Source organism: Peribacillus sp. YIM B13482 (assembly GCF_042787975.1).
GTDB classification, from domain to species: domain Bacteria; phylum Bacillota; class Bacilli; order Bacillales; family DSM-1321; genus Peribacillus; species Peribacillus simplex_A.
In genome coordinates, this window is sequence record NZ_JBHZPF010000084.1 from 1 (window position 1) to 12,918 (window position 12,918).

The 12,918-nt window shown below is 33.5% G+C and carries 14 protein-coding genes, 1 pseudogene and 1 other annotated feature; of the genes and pseudogenes, 10 read left to right on the forward strand and 5 right to left on the reverse strand.

Translation table 11 applies throughout. From position 1 onward, the window contains the following. Window positions 1-425: 425 nt before the first annotated feature. Window positions 426-1,058 carry a type 1 glutamine amidotransferase family protein gene (locus tag ACFX4L_RS23635; RefSeq protein WP_377386973.1) on the forward strand — a complete coding sequence of 211 codons (633 nt, stop codon included), beginning with the start codon at window positions 426-428 and terminating at the stop codon, window positions 1,056-1,058. Between the two features lie 623 nt (window positions 1,059-1,681). After that, window positions 1,682-1,899: a binding site (T-box leader), on the forward strand. Window positions 1,900-1,962: 63 nt separating this feature from the next. Beyond that, window positions 1,963-3,399, forward strand: coding sequence for a proline--tRNA ligase (proS, locus tag ACFX4L_RS23640; protein ID WP_377406417.1), 1,437 nt, complete (start codon window positions 1,963-1,965; stop codon window positions 3,397-3,399). Window positions 3,400-3,628: 229 nt separating this feature from the next. On the opposite strand, the gene ACFX4L_RS23645 is transcribed toward proS, so the two are convergent. Together ACFX4L_RS23645 and ACFX4L_RS23650 are read right to left on the reverse strand one after the other, a co-directional pair. Then, window positions 3,629-4,165 (reverse strand): hypothetical protein, encoded by a 537-nt coding sequence (locus ACFX4L_RS23645; RefSeq protein ID WP_377406420.1) that lies wholly within the window; start codon window positions 4,163-4,165, stop codon window positions 3,629-3,631. Between the two features lie 201 nt (window positions 4,166-4,366). Continuing rightward, the gene (locus ACFX4L_RS23650) at window positions 4,367-4,504 is read right to left on the reverse strand and encodes a hypothetical protein (RefSeq protein ID WP_377406422.1); all 138 of its coding nucleotides are present in this window, start codon (window positions 4,502-4,504) and stop codon (window positions 4,367-4,369) included. Window positions 4,505-4,650: 146 nt separating this feature from the next. Here ACFX4L_RS23650 and ACFX4L_RS23655 point away from each other — a divergent pair, with 146 nt between their 5' ends. Then, on the forward strand, window positions 4,651-5,121 hold the full coding sequence (locus ACFX4L_RS23655; RefSeq protein ID WP_377386985.1) for a UPF0158 family protein: 471 nt from the start codon (window positions 4,651-4,653) through the stop codon (window positions 5,119-5,121). 186 nt (window positions 5,122-5,307) lie between these two features. On the opposite strand, the gene ACFX4L_RS23660 is transcribed toward ACFX4L_RS23655, so the two are convergent. Next, window positions 5,308-5,634, reverse strand: coding sequence for a hypothetical protein (locus tag ACFX4L_RS23660; RefSeq protein ID WP_377406425.1), 327 nt, complete (start codon window positions 5,632-5,634; stop codon window positions 5,308-5,310). A gap of 386 nt (window positions 5,635-6,020) precedes the next feature. On the opposite strand from ACFX4L_RS23660, the gene ACFX4L_RS23665 reads away from it, so the two are divergent. Then, window positions 6,021-6,461 (forward strand): SRPBCC family protein, encoded by a 441-nt coding sequence (locus ACFX4L_RS23665; RefSeq protein ID WP_089364937.1) that lies wholly within the window; start codon window positions 6,021-6,023, stop codon window positions 6,459-6,461. Between the two features lie 370 nt (window positions 6,462-6,831). Here ACFX4L_RS23665 and ACFX4L_RS23670 read toward each other — a convergent pair whose 3' ends face one another. Beyond that, window positions 6,832-7,656, reverse strand: coding sequence for an MBL fold metallo-hydrolase (locus ACFX4L_RS23670; RefSeq protein WP_377406428.1), 825 nt, complete (start codon window positions 7,654-7,656; stop codon window positions 6,832-6,834). Between the two features lie 607 nt (window positions 7,657-8,263). On the opposite strand from ACFX4L_RS23670, the gene ACFX4L_RS23675 reads away from it, so the two are divergent. The 6 genes and pseudogenes from ACFX4L_RS23675 to ACFX4L_RS23700 all read left to right on the forward strand — a co-directional run. Beyond that, window positions 8,264-8,422 (forward strand): hypothetical protein, encoded by a 159-nt coding sequence (locus tag ACFX4L_RS23675; protein WP_377386605.1) that lies wholly within the window; start codon window positions 8,264-8,266, stop codon window positions 8,420-8,422. Window positions 8,423-8,556: 134 nt separating this feature from the next. Then, window positions 8,557-8,745: a hypothetical protein gene (locus ACFX4L_RS23680; RefSeq protein ID WP_377386602.1), complete on the forward strand. Its 189-nt coding sequence runs from the start codon at window positions 8,557-8,559 to the stop codon at window positions 8,743-8,745. 322 nt (window positions 8,746-9,067) lie between these two features. After that, window positions 9,068-9,703 carry an FMN-dependent NADH-azoreductase gene (locus tag ACFX4L_RS23685; RefSeq protein ID WP_089364940.1) on the forward strand — a complete coding sequence of 212 codons (636 nt, stop codon included), beginning with the start codon at window positions 9,068-9,070 and terminating at the stop codon, window positions 9,701-9,703. Between the two features lie 264 nt (window positions 9,704-9,967). Continuing rightward, entirely contained in the window at window positions 9,968-10,315 is a 348-nt protein-coding gene (locus tag ACFX4L_RS23690; protein WP_377386611.1) for a VOC family protein, read from the forward strand. A 353-nt stretch (window positions 10,316-10,668) separates the two neighbouring features. Beyond that, window positions 10,669-11,235 (forward strand): TetR/AcrR family transcriptional regulator, encoded by a 567-nt coding sequence (locus ACFX4L_RS23695; protein WP_089364942.1) that lies wholly within the window; start codon window positions 10,669-10,671, stop codon window positions 11,233-11,235. Window positions 11,236-11,303: 68 nt separating this feature from the next. Beyond that, window positions 11,304-11,537, forward strand: a pseudogene (locus tag ACFX4L_RS23700) (MMPL family transporter); the annotation flags it as partial. A 1,079-nt stretch (window positions 11,538-12,616) separates the two neighbouring features. On the opposite strand, the gene ACFX4L_RS23705 reads toward ACFX4L_RS23700, so the two are convergent. After that, a complete protein-coding gene (locus ACFX4L_RS23705; RefSeq protein ID WP_176432076.1) occupies window positions 12,617-12,775 on the reverse strand; it encodes a hypothetical protein in 159 nt (52 codons plus the stop codon). Window positions 12,776-12,918: the final 143 nt, after the last annotated feature.

Genomic DNA, 12,918 nt, shown 5'->3' on the forward strand with positions numbered 1-12,918 from the left:
ACGCTAAATCTCTTTGGATACGCAAACCATGTTTGGGGTAATACTATAATTCGAAACACCTAAATGGTTTTACTGCAATTGCCTCTGTTACCAGCCTTAAAAAGTTGGGCAGGGGTTATTTTGCGTTAGAACTGCCCCTAGTACCCCAAGTGATAGTGATTTGAAGGGGAGTAGATTGCTTTTTACAGTCGATAAACACTGTTCATAATAGTACACTTTACGAACTTTTTTTGATTGTTACTTCTTTAAAAAGACTCTGTTAAACAATGCTTTTGATTTTTCTTCTTCAACTAAAGGGGCAGGATAGTTCCATAAGAAATAGACAATTGGATAATTGTGGTATATAATCACACGTTCTTTTTTGGTGGAGTAGCTTTTGATGTGGAAAAAATAAACTATGAAAATTATGATTGGAGTGTTAGTGGATGAAAATAAAAAAAGTTTATCTATATGTATTTAATACAATGTCAGACTGGGAATATGGATATTTAATTGCTGAACTAAATTCAGGAAGATATTTCAAAAAAGATTTAGCACCTTTAAAAGTAATTACAGTAGGAGCGAATAAAGAAATTATTACTACGATGGGGGGACTGAGTATAAAACCAGATATTTCCCTTGATGAATGTAACTTTGATAGTAAAGATCTTGTAATTCTACCTGGAGGGAATACTTGGGGAGAAGCTATTCATCAACCTATCTTGAAAAAAATTGGCGAGGCTTTAAAGCTTGGCACTAATGTTGCTGCTATTTGTGGTGCAACTGAGGGACTAGCTAATATGGGGTATCTAGACTCTAGAAAGCATACAAGCAATAGCTTAGAGTATATTAAAATGGTCTGTCCTAATTATAAAGGAGAAAATTTTTATGAGATGGAACCTGTAGTAACTGGTGAAAATTTGGTTACTGCATCAGGAGTAGCTCCTTTGGAATTTGCGATGGAAGTACTGAAAAAATTAGATGTATTTGCACCAGATACATTACATTCGTGGTATAACCTAAATAAGACTCACAAACTTGAATACTTCTTCCAACTAATGAACTCAATAAATAAGTGAGTTTAAAAATCAACTTGGCAGTTTTATTTTACTTGAAATAATCTCCATACTTTATGCGATGTCAAAGTATAGTTTTTGTACATAACTTAAAAATTTTAGAGAAGTTATTAGAGATTGTGAATGATTATACTTAAACTAACGGGTGCGTTAGTTCTATTCTCTAAAAATTATTTAACTATTTAATAAAAACTGTTTACTAAATCACGAGTTTTGTAACAAATAGCGTTTATGAAATTATCAACATGTTGTTTTTTGATAAAGTTGTTTTAGCAGCATAAATATCTGTTTATGGAACCTTATTTATGAACTAAATAACAGATAGCTAAAGAATGCTTTTTTAATTTTGTTCAGCAATCGGACCATATTATGGAGCAACGCCTTTAAAGAAAATTGGATTTCTAGGTTAAAGTTTAGAAGAGATTGTGAAATTTTATACTTAAAGTAACTGGCAGGTTAATTCAACAAGCAAAAATTAAAACATTTCTTTTTATGATTATAAGAAGGAGTAAATATTTAAATGCTTCTATCATTTTTATCTGCTTAGTTATTTTTGTAGTAGCTTTTGTTTGTGTTACAGTAATAATTGAATTACTTTTAGCAAATTGATATATTAATTTATAAATATGTAATCAATGATGTGCTCAAGTAAATAAGGATTGTGAAACAGAAAATATAGCCTTGGCTGAAAGCTATATCACCCCTTCTTATTGAACCCTACCACGGAGATGTTAGATAAAAATTAACCGAGTCGTTTCGTTACAAACGTTTAGAGGACTTAATATTTATTATTAATGTCGAACTAAGGTGGTACCACGTCTACTAGCGTAAAGACGTCCTTTTTTAAGGACTCTTTATGCTTTTTTTATTTTGTAAAGTTATTTCATTTTCTCAGGAGGTAAAGACGATGTCACAAATAACAAACGATTTTTCAAAATGGTATATTGATACGATTCAAAAAGCTGATTTAATGGATTACACCCCAGTTCGTGGTTGTATTGCATTTAAGCCAGATGGCTATGAATTATGGGAACATATTCAAGAAGAGATGGATAAACGGTTTAAAGAAACCGGTCATCGCAATGCATACTTCCCAATGTTAATTCCAGAATCCTTCTTCGAAAAGGAAAAGGATCATATTGAAGGATTCTCACCAGAGCTTCCTTGGGTAACAGAAGCAGCAGGAGAGAAATTAGAAGAACGTTTAGCACTGCGTCCAACTTCAGAAACAATGATTGGACATTTGTATTCAAAATGGATTAAAAGTTATCGAGATCTTCCAGTTTTAATTAATCAATGGGCAAATGTATTCCGTTGGGAAAAGAAAACTCTTCCATTCATCCGTACCTCTGAATTTTTATGGCAAGAAGGACATACTGCTCATGTGGATCAAGAAGATGCGCGTAAGGAAACAATGCAAATGTTAACTATTTATAAAGAAGTCGTAGAAGGATTACTTGCGATTCCAGTTTATGAAGGGCAAAAGACACCATTAGAACGCTTTGCCGGTGCGATTGATACATTCTCCATTGAAGCAATGATGAAAGATGGAAAAGCCGTACAAGCAGGTACCTCACACTACTTAGGTACAAAATTTGCGGAAGCATTTGATATAAAATATTTAAATAAAGAAAATAAACACGCATATGTTCATACAACATCTTGGGGTACGTCCACACGTTTAATTGGTTCGGTCATCATGGTTCATGGCGATGAACAAGGTCTTGTTTTACCACCAAAAATAGCACCGACTCAAGTTGTTTTGATTCCAGTTGGTCCATGGAAAAAGAACCATGCAATTATGGAGAAATTAGATGAAATCTTTGCAGCTTTAAAAGCGGAAGGAATTCGCGTTCGTCTTGATGATTCTGATCAATCTCCAGGCTATAAATTTAATGAATGGGAGTTAAAAGGTGTACCTGTACGTATTGAACTTGGTCCACGTGATTTAGTAAATAATCAAGGTTTAATGAAAGCACGTGATGTAGAGGAGAAAGTTTCCGTACCTTTAGAATCAATTGTTGAAAGCATTAAAAAAGAACTTGAAACAATGCAAACTCGTCTATTTGAAAAAGCAAAAGCTTTCCGTGCGAAGAATTCACACACACATATCGATACAATCGAACAGTTAAAACAACATCTAGCAGAATCCGAACAAAATGGAACAATTCCTGGTTGGATATTAGCTGGTTGGTGCGGAGAGGATGCTTGTGAAGAAAATGTAAAAGAAAAAACAAAATTCACAACACGAAACATTCCATTTAACCCACCGACAACAAAGCACACATGCCTTCATTGTGGTAAAGAAGCAAAACATACGGTTTGGTTTGCTCGTGCTTACTAGTCTACGATTGTTAAATATTATACTTAAACTATCGGGGGCTTTCGTGAAAGAGGAATTAATTGATTTTAAGACTAAGATCATATTTTAGGTATTCCATTAAAGGGCGCTTTTCCGAAGTAACGGTAAAAGTCCAATTTCTCAATTTTAGTGCTGAGAAATTGGGCTTTTTATATTTACTTATAGTGCAAAATAACTCTTAAAGTGACAGGTGGCCTTTTTGCTTAATGAACTATCGGGGCAGGTTAGTTGAAGAAGAAGGCGAATTTTTTTTAGTGATTTCATCAAGAGCAAAAAAGATTATCGAGCAAATAATCGCAGGTATAGAGAAACCTGGTTCAATAAAGTATGTACCCAACCCAAATCCAATATGAATTAATCCAGATAACCAGAATCGAATATTGAAAAACTTCATAGAGATAAATTCAGCAATTAGAGATACAGGTAAGCCATAAACGAAATTTCCAATTAAACTATAAAAAAGCAGAATAATAGTAAAACCAAATAACTCTCCATTTAAATTAAATGATTGTTCCTCAATCATAGAGATTAGAAAAAATCCAATGGTAAAGGACAATGATGAATAGAAAGCCACTTTGATTTTTCTGAATTTATCTTTAAACAGAATATTTCTAATAATAGGAAATAGAAACCCAATCGTTATAATAACAAGTAAAGTTTTAATTATTATGGGTGTAGTTGAAACAAGTAGTATTATTAAAAAGACAAGCACGGAGAAAACAAGAATATAAGAATTTCCTTTTATCATTAGATACCTCAAACCTTTTTAGCTTTATTGTACAATAAGTCGAAGTTGGAAGGAATTAGGTGTTTCGAGACAATAATTATTTCACAGTGTAGATCCTTAATGAAATAATGGGTGCTTTACTTCTATATGGGGCTGGAAACAGCTCCATTTTCTTATGCAACTATCGGGCAGGATAGTTGAAGAGTGCTATTTGATCTTTATTCAACAATTGGGCCATATTTTAGCTATTCCTCCTTCACAATAACGTGTAGTTTTTCTAGTATGTCCGTCAACAACTGGATGTTGATCCGTAATTCTCTCAATTAGTTGATTTTTTTTGTTTTGCATTTTAAAATTCATAGTAGCTTCCTCCTTAAGGCTTTGAGTTAGATTGGTCTCTATACTCGTATCTTACTGAGGGGCTCTATTTTTTTAAAACCTGATATTTAACGAGCTACAGGAATGCTAACAGGTGCATTAGTAAAAAATTGAAGGGTGATCAATAATTGAAAAATCCAGTAAAGATTCAGGCCATTATTGAAGAATTGGAAATGCAGTTTGATGAGTCTCGGACATTTTTAAATGTAAAAACTGGTGAAATCATTTCAGTAACTTTGGATGACTTGAGAGCAGCTGAAGATGAAGAAGAATTCGGGCATTTACCTGAGTGGGAACAAGAAGATAGAAAAGTTGCTAATGATGTATTTGAAAACTTTGAGAATTACAAGGAACTCCCAACAAAATATGAAATAAATGAATATGAGATTATAGAAGATTTTTGTTTTACTGTTAGTGATGAAAGAAAACAAGATAAATTATTAAGTTCAATTAAGGGGAAGGGTGCTTTTAGAAGATTTAGGGACAAAATCATTGACTTTGAAATGGAGGACCAATGGTATTCTTATCGTGACGAACGATATAAACAAATTGCGATTAAATGGTGTCTAGACAATAACATAGACTTTATTGATAAATAGACTTTAAAAATGAATGGCACGAGACCTATGGCTGAATAAGGTGATTGCTCTTTGTTCAACTAACAGGTGCTTTACTTTATTACAAAGAGCTGATCAGAAGCTCCTTTTCTTAAGCAAAAACGGGATAAGTTAGTGAAAGAAGAAATGAAGGACTTGAGTCAATGAATTAAAGGAAGATGCCCTCTATTAAAGACGGTCATCTTCCCATGCTCTATCATAATCTCTTATATTGTGTTTTTCTTTTGGAGTTTCTTCTTGTTGACTTTGTTGATCTGTTTTCTGCATTTGTTGGTGAGCTTGAGAACTAAATGATTCCATCTGTTTTTCTGATGAGTTTGAAGCTTGATTTGCTTGGGCACCTTGTGGAGAATCTCGAAATTGAGACACGGTTTGAATTAATTGAGAAACTTCTTGATGAATATTTGCAAGTTCTTGTCCTAATTCAGTATCAGTAAAGTTTGCATCAGGTAGTTGAGTGTCTATTTGTTTTTGCTGTTGATTTTTCTTGGTCATGTTAGAAAACCTCCTTAGAGTAGATAAATCATACCCTTTTATAATGTTCTATAGCTTCTAATAAATAGCTGGTAATTTTTATGTAAAAATCTAATGTATGTTTATAATGGGTGCTTAACCCAACTGAGGCACCCTTTTTCTTGTGGTAGGATAGTTCCATAAGGAATACTGTTAAGTGACATTAAAGTCGTTTAAAAACGTCAGTCCTGTTATTCCATTAAAGGGCCGGATTGTGGAGGATCGGAAAAACTTGATTCTACAAATAATTGGAGGATTGGAAGAAGGAAAGCTATGTAATTAGTGATGTAAGTTTATGCTTTTTATGTAATAATTATATTGTAGAAATGTAAAGTTACAATTCATACATAGTGAAGGTGGGGATCATAATGGCAACGGGAACGCATACTGTAGTAGTTCCAGTAGATGTACAAGCAGTTTGGGATTATGTCAGTGATCTCGAAAAATGGGCAACGACAGTACCAGCCTATAAAGAACATGAAATCATAAATGACAAGCAATCTATTTGGACATTTGAAGGTAGTGTGAAAGGTATTAAAAAAACAATACAAGCGCAGGTAGATATTACCGAATGGAATGAACCTTCAAATATTAAGTTTGAACTAAAAGGTTTATCAGATAATTTTACAGGAAGCGGTCACTTTACTGCAGAAGATGTTAATGGTGAAACAATAATGACTTGTACGGTGGAAATCCATGCAGGCGGATTATCTGGTGCGGTGTTAACACCAATTATTAAATGGGCTGTTCCAAAAGTAGCATCTCGTTTAACAGAATCTATCGCACGTAAAATTGCAGTATTCTCATAGTTTTTTTCAAAGAATGAAAACCAATTCATTTTGGAGATACCTTCTCTGAAGTATAGGTGGTAACATTCTGAAGTGACCAATATAATGATATCGAGCCCTACTAGAAATTTTATAATTAGCGGAAAGGGGGCTGTCAAAAGGATGGCCTCTTTTTTTCAATATTCCAGAATCGCTCTTCTTAATGAACTAACAGAGCGTTAGTAGCATAAGAAAGCCACCAATTTGGTGGCTTTTGTTGGTTTGGAATAAAGTTTGAGTAAAACGTTTTATGATTTCGGATATTAGCATTTCTGTTGTAAAAAAGTTAAATCATTTCGGTAGACGAAATTGAAAACTATCCTTGATTTATTATTAATTATCGTACTTGTATTTATGTTGTAAACAATGTTCCATTTAGTGCTTTAACATACCTAGTTGCAGATTTTTGAACTTGGTTATGGGCTTCTTCTTTAATTACTTGGTGAAATGCGTCATATAAACGGCCAAATTTAAAATCAATAACCCGATTTGCGATTCTTTCGACTGTTTCACTTGGCATTGGGATGAAGTTTGGATAACTATACATAAAACTTACCCATTGACGATCAGCAACGATCCGAATGATATCTCCAGTTAGTAATATTCCGTTCTGGCTGTTTCCATTTTTCCATTCTAAAACGGTGCCGCCTTTAAAATGTCCGCCAATTCGTTGAAGGATGACACCTTCCTGTAATTCAATCGATTCTCCAGACCAGAAAATGATTTTTTCGCTTGGCCTCGTTACCCAGTCTCTTTCATCTTCATGAATATAAATCGGAGTGTCAAAAGCTTCGGCCCATTCCACTTGACTAGAGAAATAATGAGGGTGAGATAACGCTATTGCATCGATTCCACCTAAATCTTCAATTTGGGTAATCGTATCTTGATCAATATATGTAATACAGTCCCATAATAAATTAAAATTCTTATCTTGTATTAAATAAGCAGTTTGTCCGATTCCAAAACTCGGACTAGTATTTATGCTATATAACCCCTCTTCGTCAAGATTAATAGAATTTTTAAATATTCCATCTTTTTTCATCAGTTCTAATGTTGTCCATGTTTGGCCTTTAGGACTAATATATTGTCTTTCTTCCCCGCAAATCAAACATTGATTGGGTACTTCTTTAGAACCTTCATATTGGACTCCACATGTTTCACAAATATAATTAACCAAAAATCTTTCCCCCTTATTTACAAAAAAACTTTATTAATTATTATAATTAATAAAGGGAATATTTTGAAATTTATTGCTCAAATTCCCCTTCCTGCATCCGTGCTATTATTCTTATGCACTAAAGGGGCAGGATAGTTCAACAAGGTGGGAATATTTTTATATATGAAATAGAATTTTTTATCGCTTATGCTGAAAATAAAAAAGAAGGTTAAAACGTATGAATGTCACTGATTTAATTATTTTGTCTGTGGTTATAGGCTTAATTAATGATTTTAAGGACAAGAAATTTAATAGAAATTATTTTTTTAAAACGCCTTTAACATTTTTACATCAGGCCTAATATTAATCTTTATTAGATAAATATCTTCCTAGTGAAGAATATGGGATATGGCTATTTGGGGGGGGGGGTTATTGTTATATTCGATTTATACAACAATTAAAGGGTTTTTAAAAAAGACCAATAGCGCTCTTCATTAATTATCTGTAGGGTGCATTTCTTTAATAAGGGATCGCTTTCCTTATTGAATAAACGGGGCAGAATTATTAAGGAATGGTTTAGGGAATTGGAACATAATTGGAGTAATTATGAAAGATAAAGAGGATACAAATGATGATAAAAGAAAAAAAGAAAGGCAAAGGTTTTTTTAAAGGCATAATGAATGAAATCTGTGGTTCAATCTTATCTGAATTGATTTTTAACATCTTAACTAACTCTTATCCCAAGAATGATAGTTCGTTTAGTAAAGAGTTTATTTTAACTGATTGAGTCGGAATTAATTTTTAATCAACTAAAAGGTGAAGGTTGCTGATGCAGCCTTTTTCTTATGCCATTACGGGCAGAATTGTGAAAGTATGATTGTTAAACATTGATTATTGAAAAGTGTAATAAGAGGTGAATTTATGGATACTTCAAGCTATATATTTTTAGCAATTTATTGGGTCGGAATTATTATATGGTCGCTTAAAAATAAGGAAAAGGCTAAGAAGGAATTACTTCAAATAAAAAATAATTGGAAGACAGGAGCATCAATATTGCTAATTGTTTTATTTCCATTTTTAGTTATGGCTTCTATGATATTTGTATTGTAGTTTGTTTTCATTGTTAAGCTCACGTGGCAGGTTAGCAAGATTGTGAAGGTTTGTACTTAAGCTAACAGGTGCGTGCGGCCGAGCATAGGTCGTATCATAAAAGCGGGTGGGATTCTCGTCATACAAACTTTTTTCATAATGTTGCCCCCTAAAATTCCTAACTATACACTCACTAAACAGACTAGAAAATTTTTAATTGATTATTATTTTCTATACACTTTGTACCTTAGGCTTTAGATTAATCACGAAGTAATTGTATAAATGTTAATTTATTACACAAACTAGAATGTTCAAAGATGTAGAAGGGAAGGAAAGATATAAAATGACAAAGGTATTGTACATTACAGCTCATCCTCATGATGACACTCAATCTTACAGTATGGCTGTTGGAAAAGCATTTATTGAAACTTATAAAGAAGTAAATCCTAGCCACGAAATTGTAAACATTGACCTTTATAAAGAAAATATTCCTGAAATTGATGTGGATGTTTTCAGTGGTTGGGGGAAACTTCAATCTGGAAAGGGATTTGAAGAACTTTCGTCGGAAGAGAAAGCAAAAGTTGGCCGACTCTCAGAATTATGTGAGCAATTTATAGCTGCCGATAAATATATATTTGTAACACCTTTATGGAATTTTTCATTCCCACCAGTATTGAAAGCATATATTGATTCCGTTTCTGTTGCTGGTAAAACATTTAAATACACTGAACAAGGTCCAGTTGGCCTTTTAACTGATAAGAAGGCCATACATATTCAAGCTCGCGGTAGTATTTTTTCCGAAGGGCCATTAGCTGAAATGGAAATGGGTCACCGATATCTAAATATCATTATGCAATTCTTCGGAGTTCCTTCTTTTGAAGGTTTATTCGTTGAAGGACATGCGGCAATGCCTGATAAAGCACAAGAAATTAAAGAAAATGCTATTGCACAAGCAAAAGATTTAGCTCCGAATTTTTAATTTCCAAAGAAGTGTCACAGTCGGTGGTACACCGTGGTTGTTGGAGTGACTAACGGATGGTCTCAAAGGCACCATAATTAACGACCTTCTTCACCAGCCATTAAAACAGTATCGATATAGGGACCAATTTTCATTCTCTGTGGTGAAGCGCTGATTTTTGCGCTTCATGAATGGCTAACGGGGAAGGTTAGTGAAAGAAGGAATTCGCTTTCAAAACTAGAATTTAAATAAATAACTAATGGATATAGGAAGGAGATTCTTATGATAATAAAAGGTTTTGGGGGAATCTTTTGGAGGACTAAAAATCTAGAGGATATAAAAAAATGGTATAGTAAAGTCCTGAAAATTGAAATTGAAAATTGGAATGGTACCATTATTACACCACAATCAGGCAGTGAAACTATCTTTTCCTTCTTTTCTGAAAATGACCCCTATTTTCCAACAGAACAACAAGTGATGTTAAACTTTCAAGTTGAAAATTTGGATGACAGTATCAAACATCTAGAAAATATGGGCGTTCCCCTTGTTATGGAAAAGACGATTAATGAATTTGGAAAGTTTATTTGGATTGAAGATCCAGAGGGAAGACGTATTGAGCTTTGGGAGAAGTAATAGGATAATAATAAATTTTTGATGGAACAATTCATTTCGAATCAACAATAGATTCTGAGGAGACAATTGATTGTACGAACTATCTAATTTTACCAGGATTAATAAATGCACATTTTCATAGCTATTCGCCACTTACAAGAGGTCTGGTAAAAGATATGGGTATACAAGATAGGTGTAACGATTCTAAGCAAGGGAAAATCCAACAATTATTTTTTGATTATATAGATACTGGTTGTAAATCCGCATTTTCTGACAGTACCTCTGTTCATAGCTTCAAACTACTTGACTTTTAACAACTTTAAACTATAATTAAAAACAGAATGAATATTCATTCCTAATATGAGGTGAGAGAAATGTCCAAAAACAAACAAGATGATATTTTTGAAGCAGCTATGAAACTTTTTGCGGAACGTGGTTATGATGGAACCACAGTACCAATGATAGCTGACCAAGCAAAAGTGGGCGCTGGGACCATTTATCGTTATTTTGCCAATAAAGAATCCCTTGTTAATTCTTTATTTATCAAATGTGTTCTTCAGTTTTCTGAAGCCATAAGAACCGACTTTCCTTCTAATTCAATAATACGTGAACAGTTTACCCACATTTTAATTAGAATATTTGATTTTGCAAGAAAAAATGTGAATGCTTTTATATTTATAAATTCTCATGATGATGGTTATTATCTGGATGAGAATAGTAAAGAAACGTTTAATGACTTTCTGGACTTCATTATAAGAGTAATAGAGGATGGAAAGGAAAAAGGATATATTCGCCCCTTACCGTCATCTGCATTAATTGCGATGGTTTATGGACCAATTGTAATGTTAGTTAAGATGATCGAGACAGGGAAACTAGCAGAGACACCGGAATTATTAAAAGAACTTGAAGAAAGCGCATGGAATGCTATTAGAGTCATTTGATTCGGGTAGCTTCGCAACAAACGGAATGAATATTCATTCCTATATAAAGGAAAGGTGAAATCAAATGAAAAAGTTGGGGAAGCCTCTCCTTGTCTTATGGATAATCGTTACGATTGTGTCGTTAACACCAATGCCTAATATGGACCATTTGACCAAAGAAAAAGGACAAATTACGGTCCCAGATACTGAACAAATGCGCTGTTGCTAAAGAGATGATAAAGCAAATGGATAAAAAAGGCGGCGAAACGTATGGCATTATAGCGGTCTTCAACAGTGGAAGCGATAAAGGCTTAACGAAAAAACCAGCAGCTCCTTTTCTTATGGAACTAGGGGCAGGATAGTTCAACAAGCATATTGTATTCGAACTGTACAATAAATACTAAACAATGAGAATAGTAAAATGATATTTAAATCCAATTTTGGAATTTTATGGTAAAATGAGTTTCTAAACTGTTGTTATGAACGAGTTAGAGACAAAAAGCGTAAGGACTACTTAATTTGGTTTATTAGTGCATTACTCTTTTATTGGATAGCTATTGACTATTATTTCTTCAACTTATAGACGCGTTAGCTAAAGATCAGAACTGTCTTTAAGGCAGCGTTTTCTTTATGGAACTAAAGGGGCAGTATTCCTGTAATAAATGAAAATTAGTATTGAGTACATCTCTCTTATTAAACAAAACCAGCTAAGTTTGGGATTTAATACACTTAAAGTAACGGGTGCGTTCGTTGAATTACATTGTCAGAAAAAGAGCTCCTTCATATAAGGGAAGTTGTAAGAGGGTACGGTGATGTTACTACAATTTTTTTACAAATTGAGATAACCAATAATTCACAATTATGGTAAGCTTGATTTTGTTATATACATCATTTTTCAAGGGATGGTGCAAGGGATGCTTAAACGAATAATAAATAAGTACGAACACGAAGGCCTGACCCCGGAGGAAATTGAGCATTTAAATACTATAAAAGGACAAAATCCTTATGGGATGCTAACTCTATTATTAGGTCTAGTATCCTTTATTTTTGGGCCACAGTATATAATTATTCCTATCGTATCTTTGTAATTGGGTTTTATTACTTACCTGACCTTTGATTCTGAAAAAGAGGATAATCCTTGGACGTTTTACATTGGACTATTATTTGCTTTAACAGGATTAATATTGAACTTTTTACATTATGTACACGTATTGAGCTAGATGTTTCTGCTATATTTATTTGTTTATTTCTTTAGCTAGATATTCACGGTCAATGGCTTGAGGTGGTCTTTCAAACCAACCGTGCTTAATCATTAAGTTTGCAGCAACTCCATCAAATTGAAATGAGAGATGTAAAGTGTTTAATTGAAGCAGAAAAATAAAAAACCACTCAAAGTGGTTTTTTAATCGCGCATTGCTCCTGCCTCTCGGGAAGTCATTGCACCTTGTCCTTCGCTTACATCTTTTTGAATTTCTTGTTTTACTTTTCGTGCATCTGTTCCGGAAAATTGTGGTTTCATAATAGAACCCAATTTCGCTTTAGCTTGTTGATCCTGTTGCATACAACTCCTCCTTAATTTATTAACAACCTTATTATTTACAAAGAAACACTCGTTATTCCTGAGGATCTTGGACAGGTTACACTTAGTTGGACAATAAAAATAAGGGCATGTAGAATCATACACAATAAGTGAGGAGAATCTAC